Source organism: Burkholderia sp. Bp9004 (assembly GCF_003858025.1).
Taxonomy (GTDB): Bacteria; Pseudomonadota; Gammaproteobacteria; order Burkholderiales; family Burkholderiaceae; genus Burkholderia; species Burkholderia diffusa.
Window position 1 is genome coordinate 75,403 of record NZ_QTQD01000023.1, and the last position, 20,926, is coordinate 96,328.

A 20,926-nucleotide genomic window follows, 5' to 3' on the forward strand; every position below is an offset into this window, starting at 1 on the left:
GACGTAGCAGACTAATCAGGGACAATTCAGCCGGTGCACCCCGCGCGGATTCGCTCCGTCACGGTGCGCAGCGCCCGTTATCTGTTTATAATCAAAGCAATTTTAAAGGATTCGAAGGTGGTTGTATGCTGGATCGTGAAGGCTTTCGCCCGAACGTCGGCATCATCCTCTTGAACGCGCGCAACGAGGTGTTTTGGGGCAAGCGGCTCCGCGAGCATTCCTGGCAGTTTCCTCAAGGTGGGATCAAGTACGGCGAGACCCCCATGCAGGCGATGTACCGGGAACTGCACGAAGAGACCGGCTTGCACCCGGAACACGTCAAGATAATCGGCCGCACCCGCGACTGGTTGCGTTACGAGGTGCCTGACAAGTTCATCAAACGCGAAGTACGCGGCCATTACCGCGGCCAGAAGCAGATCTGGTTCCTGCTGCGGATGGTCGGACGCGATTGCGACATTTGCTTGCGCGCGACCGATCACCCGGAGTTCGATGCGTGGCGCTGGAACGAGTACTGGGTGCCGCTCGATGCGGTGATCGAGTTCAAGCGGGATGTCTATCAGTTGGCGCTGACGGAACTGTCGCGCTTCCTGCGCCGCCCGGCGCAGCGAGCCGAAAAGCCGCGTGGGCCGCGTCCGTCGCGCTATCCGCGCGTCATCGGTGCGCAGGTCCAGCAGACGCTGACGATTGTCGACACATCGTTAGTCTGTTCGGAGATCGAAGTGGAGGCGAGCACGCTCGACGAGATGCCGCCCCGCGAGATCGTCGGCAAATGACGAGTCGGACTGCATGACCGGGCGCGACCTTGTGTCGCGCCCTTTTTTTACGAGGAATGCATATTGAAAGCGATTGCTCTCGCGCTCGCATCGATTGTCGCGGCGGCCACGCTGGCCGGTTGCGCAAATTCGAAGACGCCGACCAACAAGGATGACAGCGAGTTCGTGTACCTGCTGGACCGCCAGGGCAACTGGAAGGAAAACCCGGTCGACACGCTGCCGCCGCTTCCGCAAGCGGGCGACCTGCTACCGTTCAACGTGTCGCAGAACACGCCGCTCAAGTTCTCCGTCGATGCGAAGTCGCTCGCGGTCGGCACCGACGGCGTCGTGCGCTATGCGGTCGTCATCACGAGCCCGGCAGGCGCACGCAACGTGAACTATGAAGGCATCCGCTGCGACACCTACGAATGGCGTCAGTATGCCGGCCTGAATTCGGATCACGACGGCTGGGACCGCACGGTCGAGAACGACTGGCGTCGCATCGAGAACGGCGAGTTGAACGCGTACCACTCGGCGCTGTACCAGGACTACTTCTGCTCGAACAAGATGCCACAGGGCACGACCCAGCAGATTCTCGAGAACATCCGGTTCCACCGCACCGCGATGAGCCAGCTGCGCTGACTGCGCGACGCAGGCCACCGGCCTTGCCGAGCCAATCGCAACAAAAAGCCCGCACAGCGCGGGCTTTTTTAGTATCTCGGGACGTCTGGCCGAATGGTTACACGAGCACGAGGTTGTCGCGGTGAATCAGCTCCGGTTCCAGCATGTAGCCAAGCACCGTCTCGATCTCGCCGCTCGGCTTGCGGTGAATCAGCTTCGTTTCCGCACTGCTGTAGTTCGTGAGACCGCGCGCCACTTCGCGTCCGTCGGGGCCGACACATGCGATCACCTCGCCGCGCGCGAACGCCCCCTGCACGCCAATCACGCCGATCGGCAGCAGGCTCTTGCCGCCGGCCGTCAGCTTCTCGACCGCACCGGCATCGATCACGACGTGCCCGCGTACCTGCAGATGGTCGGCCATCCATTGCTTGCGCGCGGCCATCCGCGCGGTGCGCGCGATCAGCTGCGTGCCGATCGCCTCGCCCGCCGCCAGCCGCACCAGCACGTCGGCTTCGCGGCCGCTCGCGATCACGGTGTTCGCGCCGCTGTGCGCTGCGCGCTTCGCCGCGAGGATCTTCGTCAGCATTCCGCCGCGGCCGAGGCTCGAGCCGGCCCCGCCCGCCATCGCCTCGAGTTCCGGTGCGCCCGCACTGGCTTCCGCGACCAGCGTCGCGTTCGGATCCTTGCGCGGATCGGCGGTGAACAGCCCCGACTGATCGGTCAGGATGATGAGCGCATCGCCTTCGATCAGGTTCGCGACCAGCGCGCCGAGCGTGTCGTTGTCGCCGAACTTGATTTCGTCGGTGACGACCGTGTCGTTCTCGTTGATGATCGGCACGACGCCGAGCCGCAGCAGCGTGAGCAGCGTCGAGCGCGCATTCAGGTAGCGCTCGCGATCGGCAAGGTCGGCATGCGTCAGCAGGATCTGCGCGGTGCGGATATCGTGCTCGGTAAAGCGGCTTTCATAGACTTGCGCGAGCCCCATCTGGCCAACCGCGGCGGCAGCCTGCAACTCGTCGATCTCGCGCGGACGCTTGCTCCAGCCGAGCCGCTGCATCCCTTCAGCGATCGCGCCCGAACTGACGAGCACCACTTCCTTGCCCTGCGCGCGCAGCGCGGCGATCTGGGCCGCCCAGCGGCCGATCGCAGCATGATCGAGCCCCTTGCCGTCGTTGGTTACGAGGCTCGAGCCCACCTTCACCACCAATCGCTTCGAATCCGCGATGATCGAACGCATCGTGCGCCGTCTCCTGTATCTGATGCCTGCCCGACCGGGCGCGCTTAAATTCCGGCACCGGGCGCGACGCCCGGTACGTTCCGGCGACGCTCAGGCGTCGTCGCCGGGCGTCGCGCCGCCAGCGGCGGGCGGCGCATCGCGGAATCGCACGTCCGCGGCCAGATCTTCCTCTTCCGCCGCGCGATGCGCGTCCGAATGCTGGGCGAGGTAGTCGTAGATCGCGTAGCACAGCGCTTCGCAGCCCTGGCCCGTGAGCGCCGAAATCTCGAACACCGGGCCGTCCCAGCCGAAACGGTCGAGGAAATCGGCGACGCGCGCCTCGCGCTCGTCTTCCGGCACCATGTCGAGCTTGTTGAGGACGAGCCAGCGCGGCTTCTCATAGAGCGCCTCGTCGTACTTGCGCAGTTCGCCAACGATCGCGGTTGCTTCCGCGACCGGATCGACGCTTTCGTCAAACGGAGCCAAATCGACGAGATGCAACAGCACGCCGGTGCGCTGCAGGTGTCGCAGGAACTGGTGGCCGAGGCCCGCACCTTCAGCTGCGCCCTCGATCAGCCCCGGGATGTCGGCGATCACGAAGCTCTTGCTCGGGCCGACCCGCACGACGCCGAGGTTCGGCGCGAGCGTTGTGAACGGATAGTCGGCGATCTTCGGCTTCGCGTTCGACACCGACGAGATGAAGGTCGACTTGCCAGCGTTCGGCATGCCGAGCAGACCGACGTCGGCAAGCACCTTCAGTTCGAGCCTCAGCATGCGCCGTTCGCCCGGCTTGCCGTCGGTCTTCTGGCGCGGCGCGCGGTTCGTGCTCGACTTGAAATGCAGGTTGCCGAGACCGCCTGCGCCACCCTTCGCGAGCATCACCTGCTGATCGTGCTCGGTCAGGTCGGCGATCAGTTCGCCCGTGTCCATGTCGGTCACGACCGTGCCGACCGGCATGCGCAGCGTGACGTCGTCACCGCCCTTGCCGTAGCAATCGGATCCGCGACCGTTTTCGCCGTTGCGCGCCAGGTGCTTCTTCGCGTAGCGATAGTCGATCAGCGTGTTGATGTTACGGTCAGCGATCGCGTAGACGTTCCCGCCCCGGCCGCCGTCGCCGCCGTCCGGCCCGCCGAACGGAACGAATTTCTCGCGGCGCATCGACGCGCTGCCATCGCCTCCGTCGCCGGCGATGACTTCGATTCGTGCTTCGTCAATGAACTTCATTCGTCACTCCGACCAGTATTTCCGCTATTGTGCCGCGCGCCGGCGCGCTTGAACAATCTGCCGTTCGGCCAATTGCCCGCCGTTTCGCGACAGCCGCCGGTGCGCACATGCGCCCGGCGGCCAAATAAAAAAAGGCCCCGCGAAGACTGCGGGGCCTTTCGGCTACGAAGCCCGTGGGTGCCTAAAATTAGGCAGCCGCCGGGACAACGATGACCAGATGCTTCTTGTCCGCGCCCTTGGTCGCGAACTTGACGTGACCGTCGACCAGCGCGAACAGGGTGTGATCCTTGCCCATGCCGACGTTCTCGCCAGCGTGCATGCGCGTACCGCGCTGACGCACGATGATGCCGCCGGCATTGATTGCCTGGCCGCCATACACTTTCACGCCGAGACGTTTCGACTCGGAGTCGCGGCCGTTCCGGGAAGAGCCGCCTGCCTTTTTGTGTGCCATCTGATTGCTCCTTTACCGAGGCGCTTACGCGTTGATCGCGTCGATGCGCAGCTCAGTGTAGTTCTGGCGGTGGCCGCCGTGCTTTTGGTAGTGCTTCCGGCGACGCATCTTGAAGATGGTGACCTTGGCATGACGACCGTGCGACACAACGGTGGCCTTGACGGAAGCCCCACTGACCAGCGGCGTACCGAACTTAATCGATTCGCCTTCGCCCACTGCGAGAACCTGGTCGAGCGTGATTTCAGCGTCAATGTCAGCCGGTATCTGTTCTACTTTGAGTTTTTCGCCAACGGCAACCTTGTACTGCTTGCCGCCGGTTTTTATGACCGCGTACATTGAGAACCTCACTCTGGATCCAAATTTTCCGCACACCACGCGCGGAAAACACGTGATTATACATGGGGTTAGCACCCAAGTCAAAGCCGATCCGCGATTGCCGCGCGCAAGACCTGGCCGGACGGCCAAAATCACGGTGCCGGCACGTCCGACAGACCGGGATATCGTGGATTCGACTTATAATCCGCGGCATCACCCATTTCGATCATCATGTCGTCGTCCACCGCCTCCCCCACCCTCAGCGCCGCCCACCTGCTCGCCCCGATCGCCAGCGACATGGAGCAGGTGAATCGCGTTATCCGGCAGAGCCTCGCGTCCGACGTGCTGCTGATCAACCAGATCGCCGAGTACATCATCGGCGCGGGCGGCAAGCGGCTGCGTCCGGCCCTGCTGTTGCTCGTCGCCGGTGCGCTCGGCGAGACGTCGCACCAGCGGCACGTGCTGGCTGCCGTCGTCGAGTTCATCCACACCGCCACGCTGCTGCATGACGACGTCGTCGACGAATCCGAACTGCGGCGCGGCCGCCAGACGGCCAACGCGCTGTTCGGCAATGCGGCGAGCGTGCTGGTCGGCGACTACCTCTATTCGCGCTCGTTCGAGATGATGGTCGGCGTCGGCAAGATGCGCGTGATGGAAATCCTGTCGGAAGCGACGACGATCATCTCCGAAGGCGAAGTGCTCCAGCTTCTGAACATGCACGACGCGGACGTCGACGAGTCGCGCTACATGCAGGTGATCCGCTACAAGACAGCGAAGCTGTTCGAGGCATCGGCCCGCCTGGGCGCAGTGCTCGCCGGCGCCGATGCGCCGACCGAAGCCGCCGCTGCCGAATACGGCCGGCGGATCGGCACCGCATTCCAGATCATGGACGACTGGCTCGACTACGCTGGCACGGCCGAAGCGATGGGCAAGAATGCCGGCGACGATCTGCGTGAAGGCAAACCGACGCTCCCGCTCATCTACCTGATCGAACGCGGCACGCCAGAACAGTCGGCGCTCGCGCGCGAGGTGATCGAACAAGGCGGCACCGATCGCTTCGATACGATTTTCGATGCAATCACCCGCTCGGGCGCGCTCGACCATACGCTCGAATGCGCGCGCAAGGAAGCACAGGCCGCTGCGGCCGCGATCGCCGCGTTCCCGAATTCGATCTACAAGGAAAGCCTGCTCGCGCTGTGCTCGTACTCGACGTCGCGACAGTCGTAAACGCGCCGCGAAGGGGACGCGATACCTTGTCTCGAAAAATTTCTTCAACAAGGTATTCCCTTTTAGAAAAAACATCGTTATAGTTACGTTCTTGCTTGAGACGACGCAGCGATCTTCACGAAGACGCTAGAGTCGGAAGAGCAAAAAAATCGGGGTGTAGCTTAGCCTGGTAGAGCGCTACGTTCGGGACGTAGAGGCCGGAGGTTCGAATCCTCTCACCCCGACCAGATTTGAGAAAACCGTGCACCATGTGCACGGTTTTTTTTTGCCTTCCTTTTGCCCGGTCACGCGAGCCCGATGCCGCGTGCGATATATCCCGGCCGCCGGCCTCTGCTATATTCCCTCCATCCCTGTCCTTCACTGCCCTTCTGACGCGTGGACCAAATTCCCTTATGGGCGCAAATCGGCGCCGTCTTCCTGCTTCTCCTCTGCTCCAGCTTCTTTTCCATTTCAGAGACCGCGATGATGGCGCTCAACCGCCATCGGCTGAAGCATCTCGCCGGCCAGGGCGTGCTCGGCGCGAAAACCACGCAGGGTCTTCTCACACGCACCGACCTGCTGCTCAGCGTGATCCTGATCGGCAATAATCTGTTCAACACGATCATCCCGGTTCTGACGACCTCGCTCGCGCTACACACGTTCGGCCGCAACAACCTCGCGCTGTCGATCGCGACCGGCATCGTCGCGTTCCTGATCATCGTGTTCGCGGAAATCGCGCCGAAGATCGTCGGCGCGACCTTCCCCGAGCGCATCGCGCTGCCCGCCAGTCTCGTGATCGCGCCGCTGATGCGCGTGTTCAAGCCGATCGTGTGGTTCGTCAACGCGCTCGCGAACGGCGTGCTCTGGGTGCTGCGCATCAACACGAAGAAGGGCCGCGACCAGCGGATGTCGGCCGACGAGCTGCGCGCGATCGTGCTCGAATCGAGCAGCTTCATGCCGACCAAGCACCGCAGCATCCTGCTCAACCTGTTCGACCTCGAGAACATCACCGTCGACGACGTGATGGTGCCGCGCCGGCAAATCGAATCGCTCAACTTCCACGCGCCGCTCGACGACATCCTGCATCAGCTCGAGACCTGCTATCACAACCGCCTGGTCGTCTACGAAGGCGACATCGACAAGGTGCTCGGCGTGCTGCACGTCCGGAAGACACTCACGGCACTGCACAACCAGGATTTCGACCGCGAAACGTTGCGCACGCTGCTCGCCGAGCCGTACTACGTGCCGTCGGGCACGCCGGTCGTCCAGCAGCTCCAGTATTTCCAGGAAAGCCGCCAGCGAACCGCGCTTGTCGTCAACGAGTACGGCGAACTCGAGGGGCTCGTCACGCCCGAGGACATCATCGAGGAACTGATCGGCGAATTCACGACGTCGATGCCGCGCGGCGAACGCGCTGGCGGCTGGAACCCGAACGGCGAATGCATCGTCGCCGCCAGCATGCCGCTGCGCGAACTGAACCGCTGGCTGCACCTGCAACTGCCAACCGACGGACCAAAAACGTTGAACGGCCTAATCCTCGAAATCCTCGAGGAAATTCCCGAAGGCGACGTGTGCCTGAAAATCCGTGACGTGATGCTCGAGGTCATGCGCAGCGACGACCAGGCCGTTCGCACCGTCAAGCTCTTCAAGCCGCGCAGCACGCGCGCACGCGCCACGCGCTAGCCGAACGGCCGACTGTCAGCACCGCTTGCGATACGCGACCATTTGCAGGTCACGATCAACAGGCGGCCGAGCGCCGGCTCACATGCACTTCCCACCTCCTGGGGCGCCGCTGCACACGCAGCGGCCGCCTGCCTCCATCGACGCATCGCCCGCTGAAACGCCCCGGTCGCTCGATGCGGCGCAGCTCGACGATTCGCCCGCCGTGCGGCTGCTGACCGACACGCTGCACGCCGCCCGCGTGCGCGACGCGTCCGACGTCCACGTCGAACCGTTCGAAGCAGGCTGGCGCATCCGCCTGCGCATCGACGGCGTCCTGCACGAACACGCGCGGCCGCCTGCTCATCTGCGCGACGCACTCGTCACACGGATCAAGGTGCTCTCCCGCATGGACATCGCCGAGCGCCGGCTTCCGCAGGACGGCCGGCTGCGCATCGCGGTCGACGGCGGCATGCGAGGCGACTACCGGGTCAGCTCGCTGCCCACGCTGTTCGGCGAGAAACTCGTGTTGCGTCGCCTCGAAACATTACCGCCCGACCTCACGCTTACGCGCCTCGGCTTCGACGCGCGGCAGGCGGCGGCGATGGAGGCCGCGATTCTCGCGCCACACGGCCTCGTGCTCGTCACCGGGCCGACCGGAAGCGGCAAGACGCTGTCGCTCTACTGCGCGCTGCAGATGCTCGACCGCGATGCCCACAACGTGTGCACGGTCGAGGATCCGGCCGAGATTCAGCTCGACGGCATCAACCAGGTCGGCGTGGCGGAAAAAGCCGGGCTCACTTTCGCCACTGCGCTGCGCGCGCTGCTGCGGCAGGACCCGGATGTCATCATGGTCGGCGAGATTCGCGATGCGGAGACGGCCGACGTCGCGATCAAGGCCGCGCAGACCGGGCACCTCGTGCTGTCGACGCTGCACACGAACGACGCGCCGACAGCCGTCGCGCGACTGCTCGACATCGGCGTCGCGCCGTACAACCTGGCGGCCGCATTGCGCCTCGTCACCGCGCAACGCCTCGTTCGGCGCCTGTGCACCATCTGCCGCGTGCGTTCGGACGCATCGGCACGCGCGCTGCGCGAAGCAGGCTGCGATTCGGCAGCGCTGGAATCCGGATGGCGTCCGTTCGTCGCGCGCGGCTGTGCCGCCTGTCACGGCATCGGTTATCGCGGCCGGATCGGCCTGCATCAGACAATGCCGGTTTCGCCGGCAATGGCGGAGCGCATCGTCGCGCGCGCAAGCGTCGGCACGCTCGCGCAATGCGCGGCGTCCGAGGGCGTATGCAGCCTGCGCGACGCGGCACTTGCGCACGTCCGCGACGGCACGACGAGCATCGCGGAAGCGCTGGCCGCGACGCCTGACGCGTGACCGCCATGCGTGCACCGCCAAACGAAACCTGCTTCGCGTGGCGCGGCCGTCGTCGCGACGGCACGCCATGCCGCGGGAACGTCATCGCCTTCGATGCCGCCGCCGCACGAGCAGCGCTCGCGCGCGACGGCGTCGCGGTGCTGTCGCTCGACGTCCGCGGCGCGGCCCGACCACCAGCGGCCGGCGCAAGGGAGGTCACGCGCTTCACGCGTCAGCTCGCGAGCCTGCTGCAAGCCGGACTACCACTCGCACCGTCGCTCGAGATGCTCGCCCGCACCCACACGCGCGACGGGCTGCCGCGCATCGCCGCCGGTCTCGCGCGCGAGATCGTCGGCGGGCAACGCTTCGCCGCCGCGCTCGCACGCTATCCGTCCCAGTTCGGCATGCTGTATCGCCAGTTGATCGAGGTGGGCGAGGCATCGGGTGCGCTCGGTACCGTACTGACCCGCGTCGCGGAGCACCGGGAACGCGCCGACGCGCAATGGCGCAAGCTGCGTGCCGCACTTGCGTACCCGGTCGCCGTCATCGTGTTCGCGCTCGCTATCTCGGCCGCGCTGATGGTGTGGGTCGTGCCGACGTTCCGACAGATCTTCGACGGTTTCGGCGCGGCACTGCCTGCACCGACCCGCGCCCTGCTCGCCCTCTCGTCCGCGACATCGGCCTGGGGTGGCACGTTGGTTGCCGGCGCAGCCGTCGCAGTATTCACCGCGCGCCACGCGCTGCGGCGCTCGCCTTCGCTGCGCTATACGGTGGCACGGCATCTGCTGAATCTGCCGTTCGTCGGCAGCGCGCTCACGCGCTTCGCGACCGCGCGGTGGTGCCGCTCGCTTGCAACGCTGCTCGGTGCCGGCGTCCCGCTCGCCGATGCGTTCGCCACGCTCGAGCGCACCGCCGGCCATCCTGTGTTCGAACAGGCCACCGCACAGATTGCGACGCGCGTGCTGCGCGGCGCGCGTCTGGCCGATGCGATGCACGCGATGGGATGCTTCCCGGACGACGTCGTGCAGCCGATCGCCGTCGCCGAGGAAACCGGCGCGCTCGACACGATGCTCACCGATATCGCCGCGCTATGCGAGCGCCAGCTCGACGCGCGTCTCGATGCGCTCGCCGCGCTCGGCGAGCCGCTGATCGTGATCGTGCTGGGCGCACTCGTCGGCGGCCTCGTGATCGCGATGTATCTGCCCATCCTTCAGCTGGGCAACGTGGTGTAGCATCGCAACCGATTCTGTCGCCTTTCATGCCCGAACCCGAGCCCCATGACGCCCGCGCCCCTGATCACCGTTTTCGACTCGCCCGACAGCATGTTGCTCGCGCTGGCGATGCTGCCGCATGCGGTGCAGTATGCGTTCGCCGTCGTGCTCGGCCTGTGCGTCGGCAGCTTCGTGAACGTCGTCGTGCACCGGGTCCCGGTGATGATGCAGCGCGCCTGGCAGGCCGAGATCGCCGAAGCGACCGGCAGCGCAAGCGCGCCGCCGGACGACGGTTATCCGCAGCATTACGATCTGTGGCGCCCGCGCAGCGCCTGTCCACATTGCGGTCACGTGCTGCGTGCGTGGGAGAACATCCCGCTCGTGAGCTACTTGCTGTTGCTCGGGCGCTGCCGTCAGTGCGGCCATGCGATCGGCATGCGCTATCCGCTCGTCGAGCTCGCCGGTGCGCTGCTCGCCGCCGGTTCGCTCGCCGCGTTCGGCCCCACCGTCGCCGCGCTCGCCGCGTTCGGACTGTGCGCGGCACTGCTGGCAATGAGCGCGATCGATATCCAGACCGGGTACCTGCCCGATTCGATGACGCTGCCGTTGCTGTGGGCCGGGCTCGCACTGAACCTCGGCGGCACGTTCACGTCGCTGCGTTCGGCCGTGGTCGGCGCGATGGCCGGCTACCTGTTCCTGTGGTCGGTCTACTGGATGTTCAAATGGTTGCGCGGCATCGAGGGCATCGGCTTCGGCGACCTCAAGCTGCTCGCCGCGCTCGGCGCATGGATGGGCTGGGCCGCGCTGCCGCAGGTCGTGCTGTTCGCCGCGGTGACGGGCGCGCTCGTCGGGCTCGTCGCGACCTGGCGCGGACGCATGCGCTTCGAGGAGCCGATTCCGTTCGGCCCGTTTCTCGCGGCAGGCGGCGTCGCGACGCTGTTTTTCGGCACCCCTTTCTACTCGGCACTCGGCGGCTGACATGACGCACCGCCTGCGGCCGCCATGTTCGCTGCGTCGCGGGGAGGCGCTTCGCTGCCTCGCGACGGCCCGGCGGAGGCTCACATGTTTTCAATAGGACTCACCGGCGGCATCGGCAGCGGCAAGACGACCGTCGCCGACATGTTCGCCGCACGCGGTGCATCGCTCGTCGATACCGACCTGATCGCGCACCGCATCACCGCACCGGCCGGCCTCGCGATGCCAGCGATCGAACAGGCATTCGGACCGGATTTCGTCGCAGCCGACGGCTCGCTCGACCGCGCGAAGATGCGCGCACTCATTTTCAGCGACGACGACGCACGTCGGCGCCTCGAAGCTATCACGCATCCGCTGATCCGCGCCGAGACCGAGCGCGAGGCCCGCGAAGCGCAGGGCCCATACGTGATCTTCGTCGTGCCGCTGCTCGTGGAGTCAGGTAACTGGAAGGCGCGCAGCGATCGCGTGCTGGTCGTCGACTGTCCGGTCGAAACGCAGATCGCACGTGTGATGCGGCGCAATGATTTCACGCGCGAACAAGTCGAAGCGATCATCGCAAGACAAGCGACGCGCGAAGCGCGTCTCGCCGCGGCCGACGACGTGATCGTCAACGACGCGACGACACCCGCTGCTCTCGCCGCACAGGTCGATGCACTGCACCAACGCTATCTTGCATTCGCGGCTGCCGCACACTGACCGCCGCGCGCGATCGTGATGGTGTACGAAATTGGTGCGTTGCTAGGGTAGACAGTGAGCATTAGAATGTCCTGCATTGTTTCAATCCCTACCCTAGAGGCGAGCGCGCTTGATTCTTTACGAGTATCCGTTCAACGAGCGAATTCGCACGCTATTGCGCCTCGAAGACCTGTTCGAGCGCTTCGCGTTCTTTTTGGCTCAGGAGGACCCGCGTGAACATCACGTCGCGCTGACGACGCTGTTCGAAATCGCTGAGGTCACAGGCCGCGCGGACCTGAAATCGGATCTGATGAAGGAGCTCGAACGTCAACGCCAGACGCTCGCCCCCTTTCGCGGCAATCCGGGCATCGAACAGAATGCGCTCGAGGCCGTGCTCGGTGAAATCGAGCAGACGCTCGCCAATCTTGCGCAGATGCAGGGCAAGACCGGGCAGCATCTGGTCGACAACGAGTGGCTCGCCAGCATCCGCAGCCGCGCGGTGATTCCCGGCGGCACGTGCAAGTTCGACCTGCCGTCGTACTATGCGTGGCAGCAATGGCCCGCGGAACAGCGGCGCCAGGACATCGCGAAATGGATCCTGCCGCTGCTGCCGCTGCGCGATGCCGCTGCGATCGTGCTGCGGCTCGCACGTGAATCGGGGCAGGCTTCGAAAGTGATGGCGATGCAGGGCAGCTACCAGCAGATGCTGTCGGGGCGCTCCTACCAGCTGATGCAGGTCCGCGTACCTCCGGAGCTGCGCGTGATTCCCGAAGCGAGCGCCAACAAATACATGCTGTGGGTACGGTTCACCATGCAGGACGGCGACGTGCGGCCGCGCGCGGTGGACATCGACGTGCCGTTCCATCTGACACTGTGCAATCTGTAACGGCCGCGTGCCGGTTCGACGCTTTCGTATGACTACCGTTGTGAAATGTCCTTCGTGCGGCGCAGAAGTGCGCTGGACGCCTGAAAACAAGTTCCGTCCCTTCTGTTCGGCCCGCTGCAAGCAACTCGACCTCGGCGCATGGGCCGCAGAAAAGTACCGGATCGGCGGGGCCTCCGACGAGGGTCCGTCGTCGGAGGAAGACGGCACCGACGGCCGCCGCGACAGCTGAGCGGCGCGCGACACCGCACGCCCTGCGGATATGGCCCGCCTTTCAGGCGAGCCGCCACGGCGTCATTGCGACGCCGCCTCCTTCTCGAGCAGCTCCAGCACCGGCAGCGCCGCCGGCAACAGCGGCGCGACCTCGACCGGCAGTTGCTGCCACACGAACGCCTGCCCCTCCTTGCTGTGCGGCTCGCCCGTCCAGCCCGTCACCTTGCAGAAATAGAGCCGCACGTACGCGTGCGGATAATCGTGCTCGAGCGTATGCCAGCGGTGGCTGGCTGTGACTTCGATGCCGAGTTCCTCGTGCAATTCGCGCGCCAGCGCGTCCTCCACGCTCTCCCCGGCCTCCAGCTTGCCGCCGGGAAACTCCCAGTAGCCCTCGTACGGCTTGCCCTGCAGCCGCTGCGCGAGCAGGTAACGACCGTCCGCCTGCACCATCACGCCGACCGCGACCTCTGTCACCTTGCGTCCATCGGGCGCGCGCACGCTGCCCGCTGCGAAATCCGTACTCATGCCTGCTCCTTGCGACCCGACCAGTCGCGCGCGAACTGCCATGCGACGCGCCCCGAACGCGAACCGCGCTCGAGCGCCCAGACGAGCGCGTCGCCGCGCGCCGTCTCGATCTCCGCGTCCGCGCAGCCGAAATGGCGCAGCCAGTGCGCGACGATGTCGAGGTAGTCGTCCTGCTTGAACGGGTAGAAGCTGACCCACAGGCCGAAGCGCTCCGACAGCGAGATCTTTTCCTCGACGACTTCACCGGGGTGGATCTCGCCGTCCGGCAGATGCTTGTACGACTCGTTGTCGCTCATGTACTCGGGCAGCAGATGGCGGCGGTTCGACGTCGCGTAGATCAGCACGTTGTCGGACTGCGCGGCGATCGAGCCGTCGAGTGCGACCTTCAGCGCCTTGTAGCCCGATTCGCCCTCCTCGAACGACAGGTCGTCGCAGAACACGATGAAACGCTCCGGACGCTCAGAGATCAGATCCACGATGTCGCCGAGATCGTGCAGGTCGTCCTTGTCGACTTCGATCAGGCGCAGCCCGTCCTTCGCATACGCGTTCAGGCAGGCCTTGATCAGGGACGACTTGCCAGTGCCGCGCGCACCTGTCAACAGCACGTTGTTCGCCGGCTTGCGCTGGACGAACTGTCGCGTGTTCTGCTCGATCAGCCCTTTCTGTCGATCGATGTTGTGCAGGTCGCCCAGCGTGATCGACGACGCTGCCGGCACCGGCTGCAAATAGCCGCGCCCCTGGCGCTTGCGCCAGCGGAACGCGGTGGCGGCGTTCCAGTCGATGGCCGCCGGCGCGGGCGGCAGCATCCCCTCGAGGCGGCCGAGCAGCGCTTCCGCGCGCGTCAGAAACTGTTCGAGCTTGTCCATGTCGTTCGAGCGCTCCCGATCAGGAGCGATAATCCGCGTTGATGCTCACGTAATCGTGCGAAAGATCGCACGTCCAGATCGTTGCCTGCGCGTCACCGCGGCCGAGCAGCACGCGGATCGTGATTTCGCTCTGCTTCATCACGCGCTGGCCGTCCTCCTCCTGGTAAGCCGGGTTGCGGCCACCAGCCTTCGCGACGAGCACGTCGTCGAGATAGAGATCGATCTTGCCGACGTCGAGATCCGTGACGCCCGCGTAGCCGATCGCCGCGAGGATCCGGCCCAGGTTGGGGTCGGATGCGTAGAAGGCCGTCTTCACGAGCGGCGAGTGCCCGATCGCATAAGCGATCTGGCGGCACTCGGCGACGCTCTTGCCGCCTTCGACCTGCACCGTCATGAATTTCGTCGCGCCTTCGCCATCGCGCACGATCAGCTGCGACAGCACCTGAGCGACCTGCGTGACCGCATCGCGCAGCGCTGCATAGGCCGGTGAATCGGTCGACGTGATCGCGGGCAGCGTGCTCTTGCCGGACGCGATCAGGATGAACGAGTCGTTCGTCGACGTGTCGCCGTCGATCGTGATGCAGTTGAACGAGCGGTCGGCCACTTCCTTCACGAGCGTGTCGAGGACCGGCTGCGCCACGGTCGCATCGAACGCGAGGAAGCCGAGCATCGTCGCCATGTTCGGCTTGATCATGCCCGCACCCTTGCTGATGCCTGTCAGCGTGACCGTGTGGCCGTCGATCGTCACCTGGCGAGACGTGGCCTTCGGCAGCGTGTCGGTCGTCATGATCGCCTGCGCGGCGTCATACCAGTTCGCGGCCTTGCGGTTTGCGAGCGCGGCCGGCAGCCCGGCCTTCAGGCGGTCGATCGGCAGCGGCTCGAGGATCACGCCGGTCGAGAACGGCAACACCTGCGCGGCGTCGATGCCCGCGAGGCGCGCGAGTTCCGAGCAGGTCTCGCGCGTGTTCACGAGGCCCGGCTCGCCGGTGCCCGCATTCGCATTGCCCGTGTTCACGACGAGCGCGCGGATGCCCGCGCCGCCGGCACGCACCGTTGCCAGGTGCTCGCGACACACCGTCACCGGCGCGGCGCAGAAGCGGTTCTCAGTGAATACGCCGGCGACCGTCGCCCCTTCGTCGACGGAAATGACCAGCACGTCCTTGCGATTCGGCTTGCGGATGTTCGCTTCCGCCCAGCCGAGCGTGACGCCGGCGACGGGATGGAGTTGGGCGGGATCGATCGACGGAAAATTGACAGCCATGGGGCACACCTGCCGGATGGAAAATGCCGGCATCCGCCGGCATCGATTGGAAGAACCGGCGGGCCGCACGCGGGCCGCCGCAACTCACATCACTGACTCGAAGCTGCAAACGAAGCGGCACGCGGATGCGCGCCGCCGTCGATCATGACAGCTTCCCGTGACATTGCTTGTACTTCTTGCCGCTGCCGCACGGGCACGGGTCATTGCGGCCGACCTTCGGCATCTCGCCGCCGGGGCCGCTGTGGGTCATCGCGCTGCCGACCATGTCGGCCGTCGCGGTCGCCGCGGTGGCGGCCGCGACGTTCGCGACCGGGGCACCGGATTCCGCGTAGTCGGCATGCTGATACTCGACGTTCTCGAGCTGACCGCCGCGCTCCTCGATCTGCTCGGCGGCTTCCTCGAGCTGCTCCGGCGACTGGATCTGCACGTTCATCACGATGCGCGTGACTTCCTGCTTGATCGCCTCGAGCATCGCGGCGAACAGTTCGAACGCCTCGCGCTTGTATTCCTGCTTCGGGTTCTTCTGCGCATAGCCGCGCAGGTGGATGCCCTGGCGCAGGTGGTCGAGCGCCGCGAGGTGCTCGCGCCACAGGCGATCGACCGTCTGCAGCATCACCGAGCGCTCGAACGCGCTGAACGATTCGCGGCCGACCATCGCGACCTTCGCCTCGTACTGCTCGTCGGCGGCGGTCGTCACCGCTTCGAGAATCTCCTCGGCGGTGATCGACGACGACTCGTTCACCATTTCCTGGATCGCGAGGTCGAGCTGCCAGTCGTTGCGCAGCGCTTCCTCGAGCTCGGGCACGTCCCACTGTTCCTCGATGCTGCCTTGCGGCACGAACTGGTGGACAACTTCGGCGATCACGCCATGACGCATCGCCGAGATCGTCTCGGTGATGTCGTGGGCTTCGAGCAGTTCATTGCGCTGCTGGTAGATCACCTTGCGCTGGTCGTTCGACACGTCGTCGTATTCGAGCAGCTGCTTGCGGATGTCGAAGTTGCGCGCTTCGACCTTGCGCTGCGCGGATTCGATCGAACGCGTAACGATGCCGGCCTCGATCGCCTCGCCTTCCGGCATCTTCAGTCGGTCCATGATCGAGCGCACGCGGTCGCCCGCGAAGATGCGCAGCAGCGGATCGTCGAGCGACAGGTAGAAGCGCGACGAGCCCGGGTCGCCCTGGCGGCCCGCACGGCCGCGCAGCTGGTTGTCGATCCGGCGCGATTCGTGGCGCTCGGTGCCGATGATGTGCAGGCCGCCCGCGGCCTTCACCTGCTCGTGCAGCGTTTCCCACTCGTCGTGCAGCTGCTTGATGCGGCGCGCTTTTTCGTCGGCCGGGATCGCGTCGTCGGCGTCGATGAACGCGGCCTGCTTCTCGGCGTTGCCGCCGAGCACGATGTCGGTACCGCGGCCCGCCATGTTGGTCGCGATCGTGATGCGGTTCGGACGGCCGGCTTCCGCGACGATCGCGGCTTCACGCTCGTGCTGCTTCGCGTTCAGCACCTCGTGCGGCAGGCCGGCCTGCTTCAGCAGGTGCGACAGCAGTTCCGAGTTCTCGATCGACGTCGTGCCGACCAGCACCGGCTGGCCGCGCTCGTAGCAGTCGCGAATGTCGCGGATCACCGCGTCGTAACGCTCCTTGGCCGTCTTGTAGATCTGGTCCTGCTTGTCGATCCGCTTCGGCGGGCGGTTGGTCGGGATCACGACCGTCTCGAGGCCGTAGATCTCGTTGAATTCGTACGCTTCGGTGTCGGCCGTACCGGTCATGCCCGCGAGCTTCGCGTACATGCGGAAGTAGTTCTGGAACGTGATCGAGGCGAGCGTCTGGTTCTCGCTCTGGATCTTCACGTGTTCCTTCGCCTCGACCGCCTGGTGCAGGCCGTCGGACCAGCGGCGACCCGCCATCAGGCGGCCCGTGAATTCGTCGACGATCACCACTTCGCCGTTCTGCACGACGTAGTGCTGGTCCTTGTGGAACAGCGTGTGCGCGCGCAGCGCCGCGTACACGTGGTGCATCAGCGTGATGTTCTGCGGCGCGTACAGGCTCTCGCCCTCGCCGATCAGGCCCCACTCGGCGAGCAGCCGCTCGGCCTTCTCGTGGCCCGACTCCGTCAGGAACACCTGGCGCGCCTTCTCGTCGAGCGTGTAGTCGCCCGGTTTCTCGACGCCCGTGCCGTCGGCCTTCTCCTCGCCGATCTGCCGCTCGAGCAGCGGCGGCAGCGCGTTCATCCGGACGTACAGTTCGGTGTGATCTTCCGCCTGGCCCGAGATGATCAGCGGCGTACGCGCCTCGTCGATCAGGATCGAGTCCACTTCGTCGACGACCGCGAAGTTCAGTGCCCGCTGCACGCGCGCGTCGGTCTCGTAGACCATGTTGTCGCGCAAGTAGTCGAAGCCGAACTCGTTGTTCGTGCCGTAGGTGATGTCCGCCGCGTAGGCCTGCTGCTTCTGGTCGTGTTCCATGCCGGACAGGTTGATGCCGACCGACAGACCAAGGAAGTTGTAGAGGCGCGCCATCCATTCGGCGTCGCGCTGCGCGAGGTAGTCGTTGACCGTCACGACGTGCACGCCACGGCCGGCAAGCGCATTCAGGTAGACGGGCAGCGTCGCGACGAGCGTCTTGCCCTCGCCGGTGCGCATTTCCGCGATCTTGCCGTAGTGGAGCACCATGCCGCCGATCATCTGCACGTCGAAGTGGCGCATCTTCAGCACGCGGCGGCTCGCCTCCCGGCAGACCGCGAACGCCTCGGGCAGCAGCTTGTCGAGCGACTCGCCGCCCGCGATCCGCTGGCGGAACTCATCCGTCTTGCCGCGCAACTGGTCGTCCGTCAGCTTCTCGATCTGCGTTTCGAGCGCATTGATCGTCGCGACGGTCTTTTGGTATTGCTTGACGAGCCGTTGGTTGCGGCTGCCAAAAATTTTCTGGAGAAAACCGGTTGTCATCGGATCGGATCCTGCGTCGCAGCACCGGCGCCCGGCGCGCGTTGCGCGCCCCGACGCCCGAGCCTCGGCGGCTTAGCGAATTAGTGGAATCAAACGAGGAATTTTAGCACGCGAGGAAGCATGCGCCGGTGTCCCGGCTGGACTCACGCCGCACGCCAAACCCGCGCGGGCCACCGGCCACGTGGCCCGAAAGCCGCCCGTGCGCGAGCCGGCGCGGGTACAATCGGCGTCAACGTCCGCGCCCGTGCGCGCCCGAAGAATGCCTCGATGAACCGATTTTCCAAGCGTTTCGGCCCGCTCGCCGCGTATCGCCCGCAACCCGTGTCCGAAGTGCTCAACCGCACCGACGCGTTCGCGGCGCTGCGCGCCGGCGTCGAACAAGTCGCGTCGCTGCAGCGCGACCTCGCCGCGCTCCTGCCCGACTATCTTGCGAATCACGTCGAACCGGGCTCCATCAAGGACGGCACCCTGACCCTCTTTGCCGCGCACAATGCGCTCGCCGCCCGGCTGCGGCAGGTCGAGCCGCGCCTGCTCGCCGATCTCCAGAAGCGCGGCTGGCCGGTCTCGGCGCTGCGCGTGCGCGTGCGTCCGAAGGACGCGCCGGAACCACCGCACGTGAAGCAGGCGCGTATGACGACCGTCGGCGCCACCGCGTTGCGCGACCTCGCCGATCACCTCGAGCCGTCGCCGCTGCAGGCTGCACTCGCGCGGATGGCCGCGCGCCACGGTGCGAAGTCTTCGCGCTGAACCCGCGCCGACCGCGCAGGCGGCCGCCCAACGAAAAAGCGACCCGAAGGTCGCTTTTTTTATCGCGGGTGCCGAACGCCGATCAGGCGAAGGCCGTCTGCGTGTCGAACGCGAAGCCGCTCGGCGCGGCTTGAGGATCGTCGAACGTGACGATCTCGTATGCGTCCTCGTGCGCGAGCAGTTCGCGCAGCAGCGCGTTGTTCAGCCCGTGACCCGACTTGTATGCGGTGTACGACGCCAGCAGCGGATGGCCGACCACGTACAGGTCGCCGATCGCGTCGAGCATCTTGTGCTTCACGAACTCGTCGTCGTAGCGCAGCCCGTCGTTGTTCAGGATCCGGTATTCGTCGAGCACGATCGCGTTGTCCATGCTGCCGCCGCGTGCGAGACCCAGCTCGCGCATCATTTCGACTTCATGGGCAAAACCGAACGTGCGCGCACGCGCGATCTCGCGTACGTACGACGTGTTCGCGAAGTCGACCTCGAGTTCCTGGCCGGTCTTGTCGACGGCCGGGTGACGGAAGTCGATCGTGAACTTCAGCTTGAACCCGAAATACGGATCGAGACGCGCGAACTTGTCGCCGTCACGGATTTCGACCGGCTTCTTCACCTTGATGAAGCGCTTCGGCGCGTTCTGCTCCTCGATGCCCGCGGACTGGATCAGAAACACGAAGGACGCGGCGCTGCCGTCCATGATCGGGATTTCCTCTGCCGTCACGTCGACATAGAGGTTGTCGATGCCGAGGCCGGCACACGCCGACATCAGGTGCTCGACGGTCGACACGCGCGCACCATCCTTCTGCAGCACCGACGCGAGCCGCGTGTCGCCGATCGACATCGCGGATGCCGGGATGTCGACAGGCGTGGGCAGGTCGACGCGCGAGAAAACGATCCCCGTGCCCGGCGCGGCCGGGCGAAGCGTCAGTTCGACCTTGCGGCCCGAGTGGAGACCGATGCCCACGGTCTTCACGATCGATTTGATGGTGCGCTGCTTCAGCATGATGTTCTTCATCTTGATTGAGATTATCAATCAGGAGTTATATTCGATAGGTGGGATTATAGCGTAATTCCCTATTCAACGCTGTTTGAAACTGCGTATCAATCTGTTTCGACTGTTTACCCGCGCCGATACGGGACGGGCCGATGCCCGGAACGGAGGCGTTTCCGGTCATCGGCCCGTGTTACAACTGCCCTGAGGCCGGTGCGCAGCGTTGCCCGCAGGCAACGGCGCACCGCACGATCAGGACATCAACGTCGCGAGCACGCTCGCCGCATCGCTCACTTCGAACTTGCCCGGCGCTTCGACGGCCAGCGTCTTGACCACACCGTCGTCGACCACCATCGCATAGCGCAGGGAACGGATTCCCATGCCACGCGCGGACAAATCCTGCGTCAGCCCCAGCGCATGAGTGAAAGCAGCGCTGCCGTCCGCCATCATGCGCACCTTGCCCGCGGTGTGCAGATCACGTCCCCATGCGCCCATCACGAATGCGTCGTTGACGGACACGCACCAGAGCTCGTCGATGCCGGCCGAGCGCAGTTGCTCGGCGTGCTCGACATAGCCCGGCACATGCTGCGCCGAACAGGTCGGCGTGAACGCGCCCGGCAATCCGAAGATCACCACCCGCTTTCCCGCAACCTGATCGCGCACGCTGAAGGCATTCGGCCCCAGCGTGCAGCCTTCGCGCGCGTCGTCGATGAATTCGAACAGTTGCGCGTCGGGCAGCGCGTCGCCCACTTGAATCATGGCTGGTCCCTCATAGCGATACGGTTTTTCGGCGTATTGCGGACAGCACGTCCCATCCCGCTCCGCTCATGCGAA

21 protein-coding genes and 1 tRNA gene are annotated in these 20,926 nt (G+C 65.4%); 12 read left to right on the plus strand and 10 right to left on the minus strand.

The window, feature by feature from the left end:
* The first annotated feature begins 125 nt into the window (after positions 1–125).
* A complete protein-coding gene (locus DIE08_RS23430; RefSeq protein ID WP_059608184.1) occupies positions 126–773 on the plus strand; it encodes an RNA pyrophosphohydrolase in 648 nt (215 codons plus the stop codon).
* Between the two features lie 63 nt (positions 774–836).
* The gene (locus DIE08_RS23435; RefSeq protein ID WP_059465329.1) at positions 837–1,394 is read left to right on the plus strand and encodes a CNP1-like family protein; all 558 of its coding nucleotides are present in this window, start codon (positions 837–839) and stop codon (positions 1,392–1,394) included.
* A 97-nt stretch (positions 1,395–1,491) separates the two neighbouring features.
* On the opposite strand, the gene proB is transcribed toward DIE08_RS23435, so the two are convergent.
* The 4 genes from proB to rplU all read right to left on the minus strand — a co-directional run bounded on the left by proB (position 1,492) and on the right by rplU (position 4,600).
* Positions 1,492–2,610, minus strand: a complete 1,119-nt coding sequence (gene proB / locus DIE08_RS23440; protein ID WP_059465328.1) for a glutamate 5-kinase — start codon at positions 2,608–2,610, stop codon at positions 1,492–1,494.
* Positions 2,611–2,700: 90 nt separating this feature from the next.
* Complete coding sequence (gene cgtA / locus DIE08_RS23445) at positions 2,701–3,813, minus strand: Obg family GTPase CgtA (RefSeq protein ID WP_059608182.1); 1,113 nt, start codon at positions 3,811–3,813, stop codon at positions 2,701–2,703.
* 187 nt (positions 3,814–4,000) lie between these two features.
* Positions 4,001–4,264, minus strand: a complete 264-nt coding sequence (gene rpmA / locus DIE08_RS23450) for a 50S ribosomal protein L27 (protein WP_006476999.1) — start codon at positions 4,262–4,264, stop codon at positions 4,001–4,003.
* A gap of 24 nt (positions 4,265–4,288) precedes the next feature.
* Positions 4,289–4,600: a 50S ribosomal protein L21 gene (gene rplU / locus DIE08_RS23455; RefSeq protein ID WP_006025184.1), complete on the minus strand. Its 312-nt coding sequence runs from the start codon at positions 4,598–4,600 to the stop codon at positions 4,289–4,291.
* A 210-nt stretch (positions 4,601–4,810) separates the two neighbouring features.
* On the opposite strand from rplU, the gene DIE08_RS23460 reads away from it, so the two are divergent.
* From DIE08_RS23460 to DIE08_RS23500, 9 genes are all read left to right on the plus strand, one after another.
* Positions 4,811–5,806 (plus strand): polyprenyl synthetase family protein, encoded by a 996-nt coding sequence (locus tag DIE08_RS23460; RefSeq protein ID WP_124903810.1) that lies wholly within the window; start codon positions 4,811–4,813, stop codon positions 5,804–5,806.
* Between the two features lie 150 nt (positions 5,807–5,956).
* Positions 5,957–6,033: transfer RNA gene (locus tag DIE08_RS23465), tRNA-Pro, on the plus strand.
* Between the two features lie 148 nt (positions 6,034–6,181).
* Positions 6,182–7,468 (plus strand): HlyC/CorC family transporter, encoded by a 1,287-nt coding sequence (locus DIE08_RS23470; RefSeq protein WP_124903812.1) that lies wholly within the window; start codon positions 6,182–6,184, stop codon positions 7,466–7,468.
* A gap of 82 nt (positions 7,469–7,550) precedes the next feature.
* Entirely contained in the window at positions 7,551–8,828 is a 1,278-nt protein-coding gene (locus tag DIE08_RS23475; protein WP_124903814.1) for a GspE/PulE family protein, read from the plus strand.
* Positions 8,829–8,833: 5 nt separating this feature from the next.
* Positions 8,834–10,039, plus strand: a complete 1,206-nt coding sequence (locus DIE08_RS23480) for a type II secretion system F family protein (RefSeq protein WP_124903816.1) — start codon at positions 8,834–8,836, stop codon at positions 10,037–10,039.
* A 45-nt stretch (positions 10,040–10,084) separates the two neighbouring features.
* Positions 10,085–10,996, plus strand: coding sequence for an A24 family peptidase (locus tag DIE08_RS23485; RefSeq protein WP_124903818.1), 912 nt, complete (start codon positions 10,085–10,087; stop codon positions 10,994–10,996).
* Between the two features lie 84 nt (positions 10,997–11,080).
* Complete coding sequence (gene coaE / locus DIE08_RS23490) at positions 11,081–11,689, plus strand: dephospho-CoA kinase (RefSeq protein ID WP_124624721.1); 609 nt, start codon at positions 11,081–11,083, stop codon at positions 11,687–11,689.
* Positions 11,690–11,798: 109 nt separating this feature from the next.
* The gene (gene zapD, locus DIE08_RS23495) at positions 11,799–12,554 is read left to right on the plus strand and encodes a cell division protein ZapD (RefSeq protein ID WP_059608176.1); all 756 of its coding nucleotides are present in this window, start codon (positions 11,799–11,801) and stop codon (positions 12,552–12,554) included.
* Positions 12,555–12,582: 28 nt separating this feature from the next.
* Complete coding sequence (locus DIE08_RS23500; protein ID WP_059506884.1) at positions 12,583–12,783, plus strand: DNA gyrase inhibitor YacG; 201 nt, start codon at positions 12,583–12,585, stop codon at positions 12,781–12,783.
* 62 nt (positions 12,784–12,845) lie between these two features.
* Here DIE08_RS23500 and DIE08_RS23505 read toward each other — a convergent pair whose 3' ends face one another.
* The 4 genes from DIE08_RS23505 to secA all read right to left on the minus strand — a co-directional run bounded on the left by DIE08_RS23505 (position 12,846) and on the right by secA (position 18,357).
* A complete protein-coding gene (locus DIE08_RS23505) occupies positions 12,846–13,289 on the minus strand; it encodes an NUDIX domain-containing protein (protein ID WP_059608174.1) in 444 nt (147 codons plus the stop codon).
* On the minus strand, positions 13,286–14,155 hold the full coding sequence (locus DIE08_RS23510; RefSeq protein WP_124903820.1) for an ATP-binding protein: 870 nt from the start codon (positions 14,153–14,155) through the stop codon (positions 13,286–13,288). The genes DIE08_RS23505 and DIE08_RS23510 overlap by 4 nt, the downstream gene beginning before the upstream one ends.
* A gap of 19 nt (positions 14,156–14,174) precedes the next feature.
* Complete coding sequence (argJ, locus tag DIE08_RS23515; protein WP_059608172.1) at positions 14,175–15,416, minus strand: bifunctional glutamate N-acetyltransferase/amino-acid acetyltransferase ArgJ; 1,242 nt, start codon at positions 15,414–15,416, stop codon at positions 14,175–14,177.
* Positions 15,417–15,558: 142 nt separating this feature from the next.
* Positions 15,559–18,357, minus strand: a complete 2,799-nt coding sequence (secA, locus tag DIE08_RS23525; RefSeq protein WP_059608171.1) for a preprotein translocase subunit SecA — start codon at positions 18,355–18,357, stop codon at positions 15,559–15,561.
* Between the two features lie 267 nt (positions 18,358–18,624).
* On the opposite strand from secA, the gene DIE08_RS23530 reads away from it, so the two are divergent.
* A complete protein-coding gene (locus DIE08_RS23530; protein WP_059535175.1) occupies positions 18,625–19,104 on the plus strand; it encodes a DUF721 domain-containing protein in 480 nt (159 codons plus the stop codon).
* Positions 19,105–19,186: 82 nt separating this feature from the next.
* Here DIE08_RS23530 and lpxC read toward each other — a convergent pair whose 3' ends face one another.
* Together lpxC and DIE08_RS23540 are read right to left on the minus strand one after the other, a co-directional pair.
* Complete coding sequence (lpxC, locus tag DIE08_RS23535) at positions 19,187–20,104, minus strand: UDP-3-O-acyl-N-acetylglucosamine deacetylase (protein ID WP_059506998.1); 918 nt, start codon at positions 20,102–20,104, stop codon at positions 19,187–19,189.
* A gap of 240 nt (positions 20,105–20,344) precedes the next feature.
* Positions 20,345–20,851: a peroxiredoxin gene (locus tag DIE08_RS23540; RefSeq protein ID WP_124624707.1), complete on the minus strand. Its 507-nt coding sequence runs from the start codon at positions 20,849–20,851 to the stop codon at positions 20,345–20,347.
* Positions 20,852–20,926: the final 75 nt, after the last annotated feature.